The sequence below is a fragment of the Paenibacillus sp. VTT E-133291 genome, assembly GCF_002264395.1.
Taxonomy (GTDB): domain Bacteria; phylum Bacillota; class Bacilli; order Paenibacillales; family Paenibacillaceae; genus Paenibacillus_AQ; species Paenibacillus_AQ nitricinens.
In genome coordinates this window covers 26509-44100 of sequence record NZ_NFVA01000007.1, presented here as the reverse complement: position 1 = coordinate 44100, position 17592 = coordinate 26509, and the positions used below count along the sequence as shown (strand labels likewise).

Sequence of the window (17592 nt, the reverse complement as noted above, 5' to 3'; positions counted from 1 at the left end):
GAAGGGATGAATCAGATGAAGAAAAAAAACAGGAAAGTGTTACTGCAAAAATATCTGATCTTAGTATTTCTGACCACGCTCTCTTTGCTTTATCTTTATTTGGCGGACTGGATGTTCGGTTATGGCTTTGGGAACATTGGATATATTCTAAATTACTTACTGTATACTGCATCTGAAAAGACAACAGCCGTCTTCTTATTACTCTGTCTGCTTGTTCCTGACATCATTTCTTGGATTCGAGGAAGTCAACCCGGTCGTGAAGCTGAAAAGTGACTTTTTATAGCGGCAATAATCACAAGTATAACCGGTATCAACACCATGAACAAAGGATAAACCGTGTATAATAATCTCCCCCCCTCATTAAGATGTTCAATAAAACTGCGAGCATTCAGCATAGAACTAAACAAAATAATTAAAGCTGTCGGATAGATCATTCTCCGATAAGGAATCTTAAATAACTCCGATATGCCTATAAGCGCTGCCGCGAAAAAAACAGACATTTTGAAAAACACACCTATAATTAATACCATGACAACTAGAATGTCAACGCGTTGGATGAAATCTGATATGGAGATTTTGCTGATCGTCGGCATCAGCGGCAGTGGTGAACGTTTAATAATATCTGACCCCAGTACCGATATATTCAAAACCATAGTAAGGCTGAGAAGTAACCCAGAAACGAAAATTGCCGCGGCAATCACCCAAGGTCCTTTTTTCGTATGGTTCAAATAAGGCATAAGCATAGTAAAACAGATCATTTCACCAAATGGAAACATATAACTCTGTTTGACTACAGAAGTTAATACAGGCTTAACACCATTCTCAAAAACGGGCTGCAGCTGTTGTAAATGAATAGACCCTGAAAACATCAGCATCATCGAGCAAAAGATACCGATCAAAATCACCAGAGCTGCAAAAACCAAAGAGGTTCTGGAGAGGACTTCTACACCTTTATGAAGCACATATGCACTGGATAATATCATCAGGGAAGAGACGATAAATAACGGCGTATGATGCATAGTAGCCATTACCAGCATAGAGCTTCCGTCCCTTAAATCACGACCCGCCAAATTGATAAACAGAATAATGTAAAGCACCGAGATCACCGAACCTAAATATTTTCCAACTAGTTTTCGGGTATACGCAGTTAGCGGCAGCTTCGGGAACTTTCTATATAAATAGGCATATCCAGCAAAAACTACAAGACCTATTACATTTCCAATCAATATTGAAATCCATGCATCTTTCCCCGCTTCCATTCCCAGATTCACCACTAACGCTGTCCCCATTTCGAACAATAATGTTAAGGTGAAGAATTGGAGCAAACCAATTTTTATACTGCCACTATGCATATACGCCCCTCCTTTTAGCTTCATTATTACTTATTGATCTGAAAAGAATCGCTACGCATGTCGGTATGTCTGATCACAACATCCTCTTCCACTTTAATCTCGCATGTAGCAAATATCTTCTCCCAATGATCTTTGACTTTTTTCCATCCTTGCGGATTTTCACGTTCTACTATTTCCCCGAAACCTATATAGTCACTCTTTAATGCTCGGGACTTGGCTATTGCTTTCCATACTTGATCACGAATGTTTTTTTCCAGAAGCTCCGTAAGATTATTTACCACATCAGGCTTCGTCAACTCCAAAGGATTGGGCGATTCTTTTAACCCTGCTTGCTGTGTAATTTTTATCGTAAAGACTGGATTTTCAGTATCCTTAGCATCAACAACGATACGAGCCTGAGAAAGATAAATATTAAAAGACAAATACTTATTCTCTCCGATAGATACGAATGCAGGCATTTGTGTAATTTTATTTTTTAAAAGCGAGGTGCCGATCGCTTCTTCTCCTTGAAGCCAACCCACCAGCTTGTCCTCTTTAAAAACTGCGATTCCTGTCACCCTCAAAGTAGCTTTCGGTTTTATCGCTTTTAAATTATCGTTCGAGTCTCTCTGCTCGACATCTCCTATGACTTCAACGCCATTAATCATCGGTCCCCCGCTTGGCATCTGAATCCCACGGACTACATCATCCACCTCCATTCGATAATTGTATCCAAACTGTTTAGAGGTAGTTTCCAGCTTTTCCACCAGATCGTTAGCTGGGATCCTTCCGAACACGGTCATAGTTGTCATACTGTCACTTGCCGGTTGCCCCTTGGAAATAAAGAGAAGGCTCGTCAGACGAGTCTCACTTTCTCTTTCCAGCACATCCATAATATCCTTAATCCCCTCCCGGGCAAATTTCTCTGAAATCACTATTACTCGAATATGCCCTAATGACAAAAATCGCGCGGTTTGCCGCGAAGCATCAGCTAAGGCTTCAAACATAGTGCGACCAGTCCCTTTATATATAGCAACAGGAGAAGTCCCCCTAGCGTTCTCACCTGAAATTTCGTCTGCAACAATAATTTGGAACGATAAGACATATTTATCTGCTTCCGTTGCCCCCCTATCAATCGCCACACCCGAAACAATCGCTCTTCTGTTTAGTTCAACGCTGTCCCAGCAGCCAGTAAGCATAAGGAACATCACTAAGGTTAACCCGATTCTTATATACACTGATTGTTTATCCTTCATCAAGAGCTCCTTTCTTTTGCCTCCCTGTATCATCAGCCTTATCTTCGATGACTGGAGCAAGATTCTCTGGATGACTTGCGTTTAACTTCTCACCTTCCGGCGAATTTCTGCGCTTACCTTGAGTTGATGATTGATCCACACTGTGTGTCCACATAGGTAATCTTAAAAAGGTATCTTTTTGCCGCTTCACAGATAAAGGCACTATAGGTGACAAATAAGGAATACCAAATGAACGCAAGCTGTTCATATGCGCAACGAGTATAATAAGACCCAGTGTAATTCCATAAAATCCAAACATCCCGGCAAATATTAAAAAAGCAAAACGAATAAGCCTGCCCGCAATCGCCATGTTATACGAAGGTATAGCAAAACTTGCGATACCGGTCAGCGCTACCACAATAACCATAACCGGTGTGATAATTCCGGCCTCTACGACAGCCTGACCTAGAATCAGAGCACCTACAACAGAAACGGTTTGCCCCACTGCGCGAGGCATCCGCACCCCAGCCTCTCTAATGATTTCGAACGCACCTTCCATCACTATTGCCTCCACGAAGGCAGGAAAGGGGACATTCTCCCGCTGCGACAATAAATTAATCAGTAAGGTTGTCGGGATCATCTCATAGTGGAACGTGGTCAGTGCTATATAAATGGAAGGTCCAAGAATTAGAATAATAAAGCTGATATACCGGATGAACAGCATTAATATAGAAATATCAAACCTTTCAGCATAATCCGATGAAGACTGAAAGAATTGTGTGAATACCGCCGGCAAAATCAAAATAAAAGGGGTTCCGTCTATAACCAGCACTACTCTACCCTCTAACAGATTAGAAGCAGCGACATCTGGGCGCTCACTGTTATTAATGGTCGGAAATGGAGTAAAGGTTTTATCCTGTATCAATTCTTCAATATACCCAGATTCCAAGATCGCATCGATTTGGATTTCATTCAGCCGTTCTCTAACCTCATTGACCAGCTTTTCATCAACGATGCCTTTAATGAACAGCATACCCACATATGTATGAGATACCTCACCAATTTTCATATACTCCAGTCTTAAATTAGGGGTCTTTAATCTCCGCCGGATTAAGGAAATATTCGTGGCTAGGGATTCTACAAAACTGTCTTTCGGGCCACGGACAACAAGCTGAGAGGACGGTTCAGTGACTGAACGTGTTTCGCCACCTTGGGTACCACACACAATGGCACTGGCATACCCGTCAATTAAAATCACTGTTTCTCCCGAAAGAATTGCAAGCAGAACCTCTTTCCAGTCCTCTTGTATCACCGCATCACCAATTTCCAAAGTGCGATTCAAAATAAACTCTATTAAACTTCCAGACGCAGGGACTTTTTCATTTATCATTTCGCTCGTTACCCCGACTAATGAACCCACGATGAATTCATCAACAGCGTCTGTCTGCACTAGACCACTGAGGTAAAGAGCCGCTACCGATACAGAAGAATCTTCCCCCACTTTTAAATGGCGTATTTTTAGATCGGGACTATCTCCTAGCTCGTTTATTATTTGTTCTAACGTTTGTGTGAGAATGATCGATAATCTACCCAGCGATGGCGGAGAATCTTGTTTGCTTTTACCGGATTTATATCTTCTATTTAATCCTTTGATGTTCAACAAGATCCCTCCCTTTTGTTCTCAAGCTTGGAAGTATTATTCTCGGTTATGTCTTCCATTATTCCAATTCCAGTTCCAGCTCCAGTGTTTTCATTTATACAAAACAAAAAACGGCAATCCAAGAACGATCTCTTAGACTGCCGTTTATTCCAATGATATGATTCGAAAATAGAAATCTTTAAAGAGCCACACTGCCTGTGAATACAACTTCAGCCGGTCCCGTCATATACACATGGTTATCCTCTTCATTCCATTCAATGTAGAGATCACCACCCTTTAGACTAATCCAAGCCGCTCGGTCTGTCAGACCGTTCAGCACAGAAGACACTAGAGTTGCGCAGGCTCCAGTCCCACAGGCTAAGGTTGGTCCAGCTCCACGTTCCCATACCCGCATATCTACTCGGCCTCGATTCAGAACCGTCGCGAACTCAACGTTAACCTTTCTTGGAAACAATGGATGCACTTCTAGTTTCGGCCCCCATGTCGCAAGATCAAAGGCTACGGCATCCTCGACATATATAACGCAATGAGGATTACCCATAGACACTGCAGTAAACTTAAATACGGTTCCGTCTGATTCAATCGGCTCTGAGAGCACTGGTTCTGCATCAATCGCTACCGGAATTTGAAGTCCGGACAATACAGGTTCACCCATATCCACCGTTACTGTTTCAACTACACCGTCTTTCACATTCAAGGTAACCTTTTGTTCTCCGGCACCAATCGTTTCTATAACAATCTGCTCGGAGTTCACCAAGCCATGCTCGTAGACATATTTGGAGACACATCGAATGGCGTTTCCGCACTGCTCCGCTTCCGAACCATCAGAGTTCATAATGCGCATCATAAAATCGCCACGTTCAGACGGCAGGATGTAGACAAGTCCGTCCGCACCAATTCCGAAGAACCGATTGCATAGTGTTATAGCAAGTTCCGCTGCATTGCTCGGAAGCTCTTGCTCACCAAAAACTACGATGAAGTCATTACCAAGGCCGTGCATTTTTGTGAATTCCATTAAACGTCCACTCCTAAAGGTTATGTTATGTTAGCATTCGCTTAGGCTAAATGATCTGTGTAATATAGCCCAGCGCACGTATACGAGCTGTTAACTGCAACAAGTATACCTTTAGGAATGGAGCATTAGTATTGACTTTATGCTGAAATTTTTGTACTTTTTATCATCGAATTACTGCCGCTACGTCCTTTGTTACGTTTACCACCCCAAACACTTCCGGCACCCATCAAGAAGGTCGGGATCCCCGCTGTCACAAATACTAGACACCATTCGCGGAAATTAAGCGGCACCGTTTTGAAGACAGGCTGGAGAAAGGGTACGTACATCACAGCCAGCATCAGAATTACGGATGACAATACTGCAAGAACCAGGTACTTATTCTGGAACGGATTTCGATGGAACACCGAACGGGAACTGCGGCAATCAAAGACGTGAATCAACTGAGCCATAACGAGTGTCGCAAAAGCTACGGACTGTGCTCGAATCAGCTGCGCTGGATTCTCTGGTGCCACCCGTAAGGTTAGCCAAAATGCACCTAACGTACATAAACCGATTAAAAAACCACGGCTTATGATCTTCCAGCCTAAACGGCGGGCAAAAATATTTTCCTTCGCACCACGCGGTTTATGCTCCATCAAATCCTTCTCGGGCTGGTCAACACCAAGCGCCATCGCTGGAAGTCCGTCTGTCACCAGATTGACCCATAAAATTTGAATAGGCACTAACGGCAGAGGCAGACCGAGCATCATCGCAAAGAACATGGTCAAGATCTCTCCTACATTCGATGCGAGCAGGTAACGAATGAACTTACGAATGTTCTCATAGATGTTTCTACCTTCTTCAATAGCGGCAACAATGGTTGAAAAGTTATCATCCCCTAGAACAAGTGAAGATGCTTCCTTGGTCACATCTGTACCGGTGATCCCCATAGAAATACCTATATCTGCTGCTTTAATCGCTGGCGCATCATTGACACCGTCTCCGGTCATAGCCACAACATGACCCCGGCGCTGCAAAGACTTCACGATACGAAGCTTATGCTCAGGAGATACGCGGGCGAATACAAACACATTATCCGATACTTTATCCAGCTCATCATCATCCATCCGAGTCAGTTGAGCCCCTGTCAGTACCGTGCCCCCACGTTGTAAAATTCCTAATTGATGCGCAATGGCCTCTGCAGTTGTTCCGTGGTCCCCGGTAATCATTACAGTCTTAATCCCTGCTCGGCGTGTGATGCTAATGGCATCACGAACTTCACGCCGCGGTGGATCAATCATTCCAGCCAATCCGATAAAGACGAGTTGGCTTTCTGCATCTTTTTCACTATTTACATGTTCACTTGGGCGCATATCACGATAAGCCATACCTAGTACACGAAGCGCGCCCGAGGCCATTTGCTCATTCGCTTCAAGCACCTTCTGCCGTAAAGTTGGCGTTAAAGGCACCACACCGCCCTCCCAGAGCATATAAGAACAGCGATTAAGCAGTACATCAGGCGCGCCTTTCGTACATACCATTCGTCCTCCGGGATGACCAATAATCACTGACATTAACTTCCGCTCGGAATCAAAAGGAAATTCCTTCTCCCGGGAGTAAGTGACGGCTAACGTCTGTGCGGTTAAACCCATCTTCCCTGAAAGTGCCACAAGCGCTCCTTCGGTTGGATCTCCCTTGAGTTCCCAGATGGACGAGCTGTCAGATGACTTATCAACGACAATATCCTTATCCTTTCCTTTACGCTTACCCCTTACTTCAGCAGGAAAGGTCTCGATAATCTCCGCATTACTGCACAAAGCACCAACCTGTAGCATCCGTCGTAAACTTTGATCATTTTTGAGATCTACAGGCTTCCCTTTCTCCAGAACCTGTCCGTTCGGAGCATAACCTTCACCTGTTACATCAAGCCCACGTCCACCCGTCCACAATCGGGTCACCGTCATTTTGTTCTGAGTCAATGTTCCCGTCTTGTCCGAACAGATTACGGATGCACAGCCCAAGGTTTCGACCGAAGGCAATTTACGAACGATGGCCTTACGTTTTATCATCCTTTGAACGCCCAGTGCAAGTGCAATAGTTACAATGGCTGGAAGCCCTTCGGGAATCGCAGCGACTGCCAAGCTTACCCCAGCCAAGAACATAGCTGTGGCAGGCTGTCCATGTAAAATACCGGCGGCTACAACCACAATCGTTAAACCTAGTGATACATAGATCAAAATTTTCCCTAACTGTTCGAGCCGATGCTGAAGCGGGGTCTCCTGAGATTCCGTATTTTGGATCAGATCTGCAATCTTACCCATCTCTGTGTTCATGCCCGTTCGAACCACGATAGCTTTACCAGTCCCCCTGGTTACCATTGTGCCCATGAACCCGAGATTCTTTTGATCGCCAAGCGGAATCTCTTCTGCGTGGATCATATCCGAATGCTTCGAGACAGGCAATGATTCCCCAGTAAGCGCGGATTCCTCCACATATAAAGAACTGCAATCCAGCCATCGTATGTCCGCAGGAATTCGATCACCGCTCTCCAGCAAGACAATATCACCAGGGACTAACATCTTGGCTGGAATTACCTCGCTATTCCCCCCGCGCAGCACTTTGGCAGAAGGTGCGGAGAGCTGTTTTAAAGCTCTTAGCGAACGTTCGGCGCGAAACTCCTGGACAAACCCAAGGGCTCCGTTGAGAAGGATAATTGCGATGATCGTGATGGCATCCAAATATTCGCCAAGCAAGCCGGACACGAGCGTCGCACCCATGAGCACAAGCACCATGAAATCCTTAAACTGGTTCAACAGCAGGGTAAACGGGGATACCGTCTTTCCTTCGGACAGCTCGTTAAACCCATTTTGCTTCCGTCGCTCCGCGGCATCCTCTCCACTGAGGCCCGTCCTCGGATGGACATTGAACATTTTCTGCAGCTCTTCTGCACCGAGCCGGTGCCAACTGTTTTGTTCCATGACTTTTCTTTCCCTCCCGGTCGTTTCTTGACTTCCGGCGGCGCACAGCTTTTCCACCTGTTCATGACCAAGTGTATTCAAGGTCGTCCAATAATATCACCGCTTAACCAATTCCCCTTTTGCACGAATGTCCCAAAGTATGGCATCATAGAGAGGTAAGCTTTAACGACCTCGTCGTTCTTATAAGGACGGTAAGGGTTTAAGCGAGAAATATAAGGGATAAAGTAATGTATGAAACTTATACTTTCTTATATTTCCAGAAATTCATTTCACGTCGACAGGAGAACTTTATCATGGCATTAGACGGCATTGTTACCCGAGCTATCGTGCACGAACTGCAATCATTCATCGGTGCGCGCATAGGCAAAATATATCAACCGAATAATCACGATCTTATCTTCAACCTGCGGGGTGCAGGCGGCGGTGGCAAGCTATTGCTCTCTGCTAATCCGACATATCCGCGTCTGCATCTTACAGAAAGAAGCAGCATAAACCCATCAGAAGCCCCTATGTTCTGCATGCTCATGCGTAAGCATTGTGAAGGTGGGGCTATCGAGAGTATCACTCAGGTAGGCATGGAACGAATTATTCACATAAACGTTAAGACTAGAGATGAGCTCGGAGACGTCTCCGCCAAAAAGATCATCATAGAGCTCATGGGACGTCACAGTAATATCATCCTTACAGATCTTAGCACTAGTACGATCATAGACGGCATTCATCATGTTACTCCATCGATCAGCAGCTACCGGATTGTAATGCCCGGCGTCGCTTACACAGAGCCTCCCCAGCAGCATAAGCTGAACCCTCTGGAAATTGACAAAGAGCAATTTCTCAATTTAATCTCGGCTGCTGAAGAAGCCGCTTTACTGGAAGATGATGCGAAGGAGAGCGAACCGGAAGAAATCATAGAAGGCGAACTGGCTAATCTGATTACAAAAGAAGAAGTTGAGCAAAAACCAGACGGCTCAGGCGGTCCCTCCCCATCGGCTGACCCTGTAGGCTGGATGGTGCACGCCTTCAGCGGAATGAGCCCACTTGTTGCCGGAGAGATTGCTCTGCGCCTCAGAAATGACCTGGCGGCAGGCGGTACACAGGGATCTACAGCAGAATTTCCAACAAAATTATGGGACAGCTTCCAATCTGTTATGGGACCCGTACATCGTTGCGAATTCTCTCCAGTTTCAGGTGCGAATGCGAAAGGAAAAATGATATTCTCCGCGATTCCTTTAACTCTATTGGGTGAAAATGCGAAGACATACAACTCGATCAGTGAGTGCATGGAGGACTATTACGGGGATAAAGCCGAACGTGATACGGTGAAACAACGGGTCAGTGATTTAATCCGATTCCTGAGCAACGAAAGAAGTAAAAATGTTAAGAAGCTTGCCAATCTGCAGAAGGATCTAGGCGAAGCGCAGGACGCAGATCGCTATCGCATTTGGGGTGAGCTGCTGTTCGCGTCATTACATGTCGTGTCCAAAGGAGATAAAGAAGCCTCATTGGTCAATTATTATGACGAAAATCAGGCTGAACTGGTCATTCCACTCGATCCTTTATTAAGCCCATCGGATAACGCACAACGTTATTTTAAAAAGTACAACAAATATAAGAACAGCCTTCTAGTCATTAATGAGCAGTTGATTAAGACCCATGAGGAAATCACCTACATGGAAAGTTTACTTCAGCAGCTTGCTCATGCCTCATTGAATGATATTGAGGAGATCCGCGACGAGCTTGTAAGTCAAGGATATTTACGCGACAGAAGCAAAAAAGGAAAGAAGAAGAAAAAAGCAACCAGACCCACATTGCAAGTCTTCACCTCGTCTGAAGGCATCGACATTTATGTCGGAAAAAACAATTTACAGAACGAATACGTCACCAACCGACTGGCTTCACCCAATGACACTTGGCTGCATACCAAGGATATCCCTGGCTCTCATGTGGTCATCCGAAGTGAAGAGTTTGGGGATGCCACCCTGGAAGAAGCAGCCCAGATTGCGGCTTATTTCAGCCAGGCGAAGCAGTCAAGCAGTGTACCTGTAGACTGCACGCTGATCCGCCATGTCCGTAAACCAAGTGGCTCCAAACCCGGATTTGTGATCTATGATCATCAGAAGACGTTGTTTGTCACACCGGATGAGGATCGAATTAAGCGACTTCCCAATACTTTGAGAAGCTAAACAAAAAAAAGAACCGGTTGTCGTCCTGGTATGGATGACAACCGGTTTTCTTTTTTCAGTGTATTATGTGCAACTGAATGAACTTAGTTTTAACGTAACATGCCAGCAACCTTCTTCAACTGCTCCAACACTTCAACAGATACCGTAACACTACCGATATCTCCGTGAAAAACAACCCCTTGGCGGGCACCGTGAAAATCCGAACCACCAGTTATAATCAGGTCATACTGTTCAGCCATTGTTAGGTAACGCTCTGAATCAGCGGGTTCGTGATCCGAATGATAGACCTCAATCCCTTTAAAAGTCCCCCGCTCCACAATTTCTCGTACCAGCTGATCCTCACCGTATAAGCCTGGATGTGCCAATACTGGAGACCCACCCGCCTCTATAATCCAATCACAGGCTTCCTCGGGCGTAATTCGTGGAGGCGACACGTAAGCTGCTGCACCTTCGGCTAAATACTTATTGAACGCATCTCTCATATCCGTAGCTGCTCCAAGACGAACAAGCTCATCAGCAATATGTGGTCGACCAATACTCTCATCAGGCTTCAGTTCCCGTCCAATCCCAGCGACAACTGCCTCAAGCGTAATTTCAATCCCAAGTCCACGTAATTTAGAGATGATCGCCTCATTCCTTAGTGCCCGGGTTTCTCTTAGCCCTTCCAAACGGGAAAGAAACAACTCATTTGCTGGATCTATGTAGTATCCAAGGACGTGAATATCTTTTCCTCCAGCACGAGTGCTGATCTCTACACCCGGTACAACAGTGATTCCGTACTTCTCTCCTGCTTCGAGAGCTTCCTTCACACCAGCCACAGTATCATGATCCGTAATGGCAACTGCGATTAGTCCCTTCTCTTTAGCGAGACGTACATTTTCCTCCGGTGGCTGCATGCCATCAGAGGCTTGAGTATGCGTGTGAAGATCACATCGTGAGGCGTCAATATTCTCCATTCTGTCGCCCTTCAGTTCATCCACTCTAGTTTCATTCTCCATTCCTATCACCTCTACCGCTAGTTTCTAAGTTTCCTGCCTCTGGTCATATAACTTTAGTTATCATTCGAATGCTCGCGCAGAAAAGTCAAGAACGTCACCGCAGAAATTGGCAGCAGTGTCGATTTTAGATGAATGGCGTAGAATTGTCTTTTAAATGAGGCATCCGAGATATTCACGATTTTCAGTAGTCCAAGCGCAACCTCATGTTTAACAGAAGAAGTCGAGATAATAGTAACCCCAAGACCCGCCTCCACTGCCGACTTCACAGCCCCCGTACTACCAAGCTCCATCACTATTTTCATTGATCCCGGATCAAGCCCCTTCGAGAACAGCTGTTCTTCCATCACACGCCGCGTTCCCGAGCCCTGCTCACGCAGGACGAAGGGATGCTGAAGCACATCCTCCAAAGTGACCTCTTGCTGCTCTGCAAGCGGATGATCATGGGGCACAATCAACTTCAATTCATCCCCCATCACCGGCTCAATCACCATATCAGGATGTGTTACCGACGCTTCAATTAAACCAAAATTCAACTGATGTTTTAGGATTTCCTCCATAATCTGCGAGGTATTCATAACTTTCATCATGATTGAAATGTTCGGATATTGCTTTCCAAAAGGACCTAAGAGCCGTGGGAGCATATACTCCCCAATGGTAAGGCTTGCCCCAAGCTGCAAGCGCCCTTCCAACATATGCGTAAACGCCGACATCGCTTGATCTGTCTCACGCATCAATTGAATACTGCGCAGCGCGTATGGCATTAACGTATGACCAGCTTCGGAGAGCACGATTTTTTTGGTAGAACGATTGAAGAGTTTGGTTCCAAAATAATCCTCCAGCGCCTGTACTTGCATGGTCACTGCCGGTTGAGTCATATGTAATGTCTGTGCCGCTGCCGAGAAGCTCCCTCGCTCTAAGACAGTATAAAAAATATGTAATTGATGAAAGTTCATGCTCTGCAACTCCTTGCGCTATCTATAAAAGAATCTTAAGGATTCAGTACGATATGAAGCTTATAAAAGCTTATTTTCAAAAAGGACATGCAGCCAACGCCGCATGCCTCCTGTCTGTTCTTTATACACTATTTGCGTTTACGCTTCTTCTTCGTTAGCTTAGTGCGGCGGGAATTGCGCAGCAGCGAAAAGTAAGTTTTTAAATCTCTCAACTGAGGTGTCGCAGAGATTCTCCCAAGAAACGAAACGATGATCATAGAATATAATGGCTGACCTGAAATATCTTTTTCACCTATCAATTCCGTGAACTCAGCGATTACTACAGAGTCATCGTCAATTAAATACGCGTTAAAATCACTGTCTGAAAAGGGCTTGAGCCGATTCTGCATCAGGCATTGCCACATCCATGCGGCGACCTCTTCGTCATTGCTTACACCTTTACTGATCCGGTCCAAATAACGACTCTTCGCATGATTTGTTATAACGATGTCAGCGACCCTGTAGTCGTTCAGCATGATGTGGAAGGGCTCGTAAGAGCTGGGCCAATCCGTCCCTTTGTTGCGCATCATCATCACACTCCACCATAAGGGTCTTTGTATGTACTTAATGTTGTCATCTTACCTCATTGCTGAAAGTTGTACAAGTTCCATACCACGGTAGAAACCGTGTTCGCTCCAGATCAGAGCATAAAAAAACAGGTGCTACTTAAGCACCTGTTCATCTCCAAGAATTACATACCGTAATTACGGGACTTGTCCGGCCCATTACTAGTATACTCTGTCTTAATTTCGTTACGATAGGATCTTTCGATCTTACGAACGTAGGAGAGTCTGCGGACATTCTTCATAACTTCCTCGGCACGTTCTGCATTTACATACATCACTGCATAATGCATTTTCCGAGAAACATAATGTAATGTTCCGTATTTTTCAAGGTTACGTGCCGCTTTAACGTCACTTACCCAAATGATGTATCCTGTCCGTTCCGCAAACATAAGCTAAACCGCCTTTCTCTCTCTAAATCCTAAGGGAAGCTTATCCGCAGGAGCATTTTCCCCCGCTACCGCATCCACCTTTAGGGGAAGGATCATTGCTTGGTACTTTAATGCTATCCGATACTGAAAAAGCAATCGCTTCCGACATAGAATGCAGAATGTCATCAAGAGTCATCTCTGCCAGCTTAAAACGAGCAACCTCTTCAAACTTCTCCAATTCCGCTTCTACTGCCGAAACCTCATCCTTCGCTGAATGATAATTCGGATGAAAATGTCCGAATCGCTGTGTTTCTTCAAACAGCTCCTTCTTGGCTTGAAGTTGTTTGACCATGGCCTGAATTTCCGGGTTCGAATCAACCCGTCCTTTCCAGTATAAGTAATCCGACACTTCAGCGGATTGATTAATCATATCGCCTAATTCATAGGCGTATGTCAGCACTTCAGTCATATCGACCGTATTTAATTCCGCTACGCTCATGAACTCAGCTCTTTTCTACGTTAATGTTCTACCGAATTCAGTAGACTTTTCTATCATACCATAATCACTCGCTTCAGCAGAAGAGGAATTTCTTCGTCTTTTGGGAATTACTAACTTCATTTCCTTCCAATCTTCAGGAGTCAGCTCTATTTCCTCAACCGTTTCACCATCGTTATACAGCAGGTACCCTTCCACTTTCCAAGGATTACCTTTTATTCTGGAGGGAATGAAATCTAACATTTGGTCCTTTAAGGAAAACCGCACCTTAATTCCCCATTTCAGCCCTTGCTCCATTACTTTCTGAGCGGTTGAGCTATGATAATGGCGCCATTCCTTGCTCCAGATCTGTGGCACATTTTCTCCACCTAATAAGATATCTTCCTCCTGCTCAGGAGAAATTACAGGTAGGTTTAAAAAGGGATTCCCTCTGTCGAGTAGCCTAAGTTCAACATTTAGTACTGGAAGTGAATACAGCTCTGGCTCGGTTTCGGTTGCTTGATGAAATGAAGACCAATCAGTGTCCACCTCTTCCTCACGTTCTCCAATCATCCTGGAAGGGGCCAATCCTGCTAAGAACAGCTCCTTACGCATCTGCTCCACAGATTCCGGAGCTACAAGGAAATGAAGCGGTCCAATACGTTTAAGGCTACCTTGCAGTCGCGGATGGGCGGCAATAGCCGCTCCGTCCTCCTCCGTCTGGCAAGTCAACAGAATCACTTCAGAGAGTGATGTTCGGCCAATGCTCTTTCCCCATTGCGCTAAAGACAGCTCCACCACAGATGGCAGACCACCCAGTGCATGTTCTTTAATCCAAGCTATCGCTTCTTCTGGAGGCATCCCTCGTTCTGATGCATGCACTAGCATCTCACGAGTCAGCCGGAAGCTCCACATCGTATCTGTTTGCAGAAGTTCAGCGCATTCAGCTAAAACCCAGCGCACAGTATAGAGAACATCAGGTGGAATCAGGACTTCAAAATCGGGCTGCACAATAAACTGGTCATTCGAATGCTCTGACACAGAATCAGGGAAGGACTCGCTACTGTACAACAGCTTCGGTTTTGAAGCAGTCCAGCGAAAACACTGGATACCCTCAGGCGTGCTCCCCAGTTCACACCATCCAAAGCCTGTTAGACAACGAAGCCAGTTCAAGCTTGATTGTTCCAGCTCTTTTCGGGTAACTGTTCCAGTTAAATTCATTTCTGCCATCCAGTCCAGAAGCTCAGGCAACGCTGTCCATTTCTCTGATATAAAAGCATTGCTGGATATTAAATAGCGAAAATGCTGATCGGCAGGCCCAATGCTTCCAAAACGATGAATACCAATCCCATACAGGATGTCAGTCATTCTTGTCTCAGGAAGTTGCAACCAACGTCTCAGCATATCCTTGTCAAGTCTATAGCCGGTTTTCAGTCTGGTAATAAGCCCAAGACACAACATAATATCTACTACAAGAGCCGCTGACAGAGCATCCATTTCATTCGATGGAGCGCCCATAGAGAGCCCCGCTAAATGCTTTTCCTGAAAAGAAAGCTGAGACGCTAAACGATTTAAATTCTTTTTATGAATAATTCCCTTAGCGGTTAAAGGTAAGCCTTCACGAGCGGTGAACAGCAAAGCCCGAAACAGATCTACTGCCAGTCCAGCACCCGCCTCCATGGATAGATTCACTGAATAACCCTCAATAAACTTAGGTTGGTATGGGAAGAATTCTTGCTCTAGAGCTGATAGTTGTTCAACAGGAATCTGATACAGCTTCTCCCCCAATATTTTATGCCTCGCAGTTAACAGTCCGGCGCGCCGCAGTTCATTCATTGCAAGCTTTTGCTCTGCCCGGCAGAGCGACGCAGGACGCAAACGCTCTTCTTTTCCCTCGTCAAACGGCTGGGACGCGTGAGCAGCACATAATCGCTTTAAGACCTCTACGGCTTCCGCTGATAGCTGGTTCAATGGATCGTTAGCCCCTTTCCGTTCGGCACCATTTTAACGACATATTCATACCCCTGTTCTGTCAAAAACATCCGGCGGCGCATAGCGAAATCCTGCTCCCGGCTATCTTCAGATACCAGCGAATAGAAGTACGCCTTGTTCTCACCCGCCTTCGGACGCAAGATTCGTCCCAAACGCTGGGCCTCCTCCTGCCTGGATCCAAAAGCTCCTGAAACCTCAATAGCAATCGTCGCGTCTGGCAAATTCACCGCAAAATTCGCTACTTTAGAGACAACAAGCACCTGTATTATTCCCTCGTTAAAAGCTGCATACAACTCATCTCTTTCCCGCTGCTTCGTTTTACCCGTAATCAAAGGTGCACCGATCTTCTCTGCCAGTTCAATTAATTGGTCGAGATACTGTCCAATAACCAGAACCGATGATCCCTGATGAGCTTTTAGAAGCTCGACTATAACCTCAGCTTTTGCAGGATTGCATGAGGCCATACGAAATTTCTCTTTCGCTTCAGCATACAAATACTTCTGTCTCAGCTCAGAGCTCATCGGTACGATCATCTCGACACATTCTACCTCTGCAATCCAGCCCTGCTGCTCCAGCTCCTTCCAAGGCATGTCATAACGCTTGGGCCCGATCAATGAGAATACGTCCCCTTCCTTCCCGTCTTCTCTAACCAGAGTTGCAGTGAGACCTAGTCTTCTAGTTGCCTGAATATCTGCTGTAGCCCGGAAGACTGGAGCTGGAAGCAGATGAACTTCGTCATAAATAATCAAACCCCAGTTGCGTTCATTGAACAGCTTCATATGGAGAAAAGGACCGCCTTTGGATTGACGGTGCGTTAATATCTGATAGGTAGCTATAGTAACAGGCCGCACTTCTCTTTTTTCACCGGAGTATTCACCAATAGACTCATCATCCAAATCGGTTCGCTCAAGCAGCTCGTCTACCCATTGTCTTACCGAAGTTGTATTTGAAGTTAAGATCAGTGTTTCGCATTGTAGACTTTCAAGAACGGCCAATCCCACTACCGTCTTACCTGCTCCACAAGGCAACACAACTACCCCGCTGCCCCCCTGCCCTTCAATGCCTTGAAACATCTGAACAGCCTCCTGCTGATATTCACGCAGTCCAAAAGCTTCACCTTTTGCTCCATCCTTTACGTGATCTTTAGAATCCTTCCAGGCCAAACTTAGAGCTTGTCCGACATGATAACCAGCATAATCCAGTACAGGATAGCCTAGTCTTATCAGTTCTTGCTTTAAAAGCCCTCTGTTCTCCGCACGGCATGAGCTTTCTAGTGAATTTATTCTCTGCAAACCTAACGCCTTTAGACCTGATTCATTAACTAATCCATTCAGAATTTCAGCTGTCTCAGCCTTAAGCGTAATGATCTCATTCGTAGTCTCCTGACCGTGAAGGGTAAGCATCCCATACCTAGAGAGAAGAGCTGCGATCTCATCCTCCAGCCCGGCAGGAACACCCCAGCGCGCGAGTTGATGCAGACTTGAAATAATCGTTTCAGCTGTATAATTAAGCGCTGCTGCATTCCATAATGATAATGGAGTGATTCTATAGGTGTGATAAGCCGGGGGACTCTTTACGAGCTCTGCAAAGGTCCCTAGTTCTTTTCTTGCCTTCTCAAAACCAGGATGTGCACATTCCAGTAAAATCGTCCGATCCCTTCGCACAATGCAAGCCCCTGTTTCATTCATAACGTTCCCTCCCCAATCATTCGTTTTATTCAAGCTTGCGCTATGTAATCTGCTTACATTCATACAAGCAAAAGCGCATTCGACGCCCCAAAAGGACGGAAAGCGTTTATGCGAGAAATATAAGGATAATGT

The 17592-nt window shown here is 45.4% G+C and carries 14 protein-coding genes; 2 read left to right on the top strand and 12 right to left on the bottom strand.

The window, feature by feature from the left end; all coding sequences use genetic code 11:
• The first annotated feature begins 15 nt into the window (after positions 1-15).
• Positions 16-273: a hypothetical protein gene (locus CA598_RS04910; protein WP_094875646.1), complete on the top strand. Its 258-nt coding sequence runs from the start codon at positions 16-18 to the stop codon at positions 271-273.
• Here CA598_RS04910 and CA598_RS04905 read toward each other — a convergent pair.
• The 5 genes from CA598_RS04905 to CA598_RS04885 all read right to left on the bottom strand — a co-directional run bounded on the left by CA598_RS04905 (position 246) and on the right by CA598_RS04885 (position 8198).
• Positions 246-1352: a GerAB/ArcD/ProY family transporter gene (locus CA598_RS04905; protein WP_094868535.1), complete on the bottom strand. Its 1107-nt coding sequence runs from the start codon at positions 1350-1352 to the stop codon at positions 246-248. The genes CA598_RS04910 and CA598_RS04905 overlap by 28 nt on opposite strands.
• A 26-nt stretch (positions 1353-1378) precedes the next feature.
• Positions 1379-2587, bottom strand: coding sequence for a Ger(x)C family spore germination protein (locus CA598_RS04900; RefSeq protein WP_179283586.1), 1209 nt, complete (start codon positions 2585-2587; stop codon positions 1379-1381).
• A complete protein-coding gene (locus tag CA598_RS04895) occupies positions 2577-4226 on the bottom strand; it encodes a spore germination protein (protein ID WP_256990358.1) in 1650 nt (549 codons plus the stop codon). Before CA598_RS04895 ends, CA598_RS04900 begins: the two co-directional genes overlap by 11 nt.
• Positions 4227-4404: 178 nt before the next feature.
• Complete coding sequence (dapF, locus tag CA598_RS04890) at positions 4405-5241, bottom strand: diaminopimelate epimerase (protein WP_094868532.1); 837 nt, start codon at positions 5239-5241, stop codon at positions 4405-4407.
• Between the two features lie 137 nt (positions 5242-5378).
• Positions 5379-8198, bottom strand: a complete 2820-nt coding sequence (locus CA598_RS04885) for a calcium-translocating P-type ATPase, SERCA-type (protein ID WP_094875641.1) — start codon at positions 8196-8198, stop codon at positions 5379-5381.
• 293 nt (positions 8199-8491) lie between these two features.
• Between CA598_RS04885 and CA598_RS04880 the strand changes: the two genes are divergently transcribed.
• Positions 8492-10381 (top strand): Rqc2 family fibronectin-binding protein, encoded by a 1890-nt coding sequence (locus tag CA598_RS04880; RefSeq protein WP_094875640.1) that lies wholly within the window; start codon positions 8492-8494, stop codon positions 10379-10381.
• A gap of 89 nt (positions 10382-10470) precedes the next feature.
• Here CA598_RS04880 and CA598_RS04875 read toward each other — a convergent pair whose 3' ends face one another.
• The 7 genes from CA598_RS04875 to CA598_RS04845 all read right to left on the bottom strand — a co-directional run bounded on the left by CA598_RS04875 (position 10471) and on the right by CA598_RS04845 (position 17460).
• The gene (locus tag CA598_RS04875) at positions 10471-11379 is read right to left on the bottom strand and encodes a PHP domain-containing protein (protein ID WP_373455808.1); all 909 of its coding nucleotides are present in this window, start codon (positions 11377-11379) and stop codon (positions 10471-10473) included.
• Between the two features lie 53 nt (positions 11380-11432).
• Positions 11433-12332: a selenium metabolism-associated LysR family transcriptional regulator gene (locus tag CA598_RS04870; RefSeq protein WP_094875638.1), complete on the bottom strand. Its 900-nt coding sequence runs from the start codon at positions 12330-12332 to the stop codon at positions 11433-11435.
• 128 nt (positions 12333-12460) lie between these two features.
• Complete coding sequence (locus tag CA598_RS04865) at positions 12461-12898, bottom strand: hypothetical protein (protein WP_094868656.1); 438 nt, start codon at positions 12896-12898, stop codon at positions 12461-12463.
• A gap of 164 nt (positions 12899-13062) precedes the next feature.
• Positions 13063-13326 (bottom strand): YlbG family protein, encoded by a 264-nt coding sequence (locus CA598_RS04860; protein ID WP_042126853.1) that lies wholly within the window; start codon positions 13324-13326, stop codon positions 13063-13065.
• Positions 13327-13366: 40 nt separating this feature from the next.
• The gene (locus CA598_RS04855; protein WP_094868528.1) at positions 13367-13804 is read right to left on the bottom strand and encodes a YlbF/YmcA family competence regulator; all 438 of its coding nucleotides are present in this window, start codon (positions 13802-13804) and stop codon (positions 13367-13369) included.
• 15 nt (positions 13805-13819) lie between these two features.
• Entirely contained in the window at positions 13820-15751 is a 1932-nt protein-coding gene (locus CA598_RS04850) for a helicase-associated domain-containing protein (protein WP_094875637.1), read from the bottom strand.
• A complete protein-coding gene (locus tag CA598_RS04845; protein WP_094875635.1) occupies positions 15748-17460 on the bottom strand; it encodes a DNA repair helicase XPB in 1713 nt (570 codons plus the stop codon). The genes CA598_RS04850 and CA598_RS04845 overlap by 4 nt, the downstream gene beginning before the upstream one ends.
• Positions 17461-17592: the final 132 nt, after the last annotated feature.

Bases quoted from the DNA above. Each gene is read 5' to 3' on its own strand.
- CA598_RS04910 (WP_094875646.1), top strand. From the start codon at position 16: ATGAAGAAAAAAAACAGGAAAGTGTTACTGCAAAAATATCTGATCTTA.
- CA598_RS04905 (WP_094868535.1), bottom strand. From the start codon at position 1,352: ATGCATAGTGGCAGTATAAAAATTGGTTTGCTCCAATTCTTCACCTTA.
- CA598_RS04900 (WP_179283586.1), bottom strand. From the start codon at position 2,587: ATGAAGGATAAACAATCAGTGTATATAAGAATCGGGTTAACCTTAGTG.
- dapF (WP_094868532.1), bottom strand. From the start codon at position 5,241: ATGGAATTCACAAAAATGCACGGCCTTGGTAATGACTTCATCGTAGTT.
- CA598_RS04885 (WP_094875641.1), bottom strand. From the start codon at position 8,198: ATGGAACAAAACAGTTGGCACCGGCTCGGTGCAGAAGAGCTGCAGAAA.
- CA598_RS04880 (WP_094875640.1), top strand. From the start codon at position 8,492: ATGGCATTAGACGGCATTGTTACCCGAGCTATCGTGCACGAACTGCAA.
- CA598_RS04875 (WP_373455808.1), bottom strand. From the start codon at position 11,379: ATGGAGAATGAAACTAGAGTGGATGAACTGAAGGGCGACAGAATGGAG.
- CA598_RS04870 (WP_094875638.1), bottom strand. From the start codon at position 12,332: ATGAACTTTCATCAATTACATATTTTTTATACTGTCTTAGAGCGAGGG.
- CA598_RS04865 (WP_094868656.1), bottom strand. From the start codon at position 12,898: ATGCGCAACAAAGGGACGGATTGGCCCAGCTCTTACGAGCCCTTCCAC.
- CA598_RS04860 (WP_042126853.1), bottom strand. From the start codon at position 13,326: ATGTTTGCGGAACGGACAGGATACATCATTTGGGTAAGTGACGTTAAA.
- CA598_RS04855 (WP_094868528.1), bottom strand. From the start codon at position 13,804: ATGAGCGTAGCGGAATTAAATACGGTCGATATGACTGAAGTGCTGACA.
- CA598_RS04845 (WP_094875635.1), bottom strand. From the start codon at position 17,460: ATGAATGAAACAGGGGCTTGCATTGTGCGAAGGGATCGGACGATTTTA.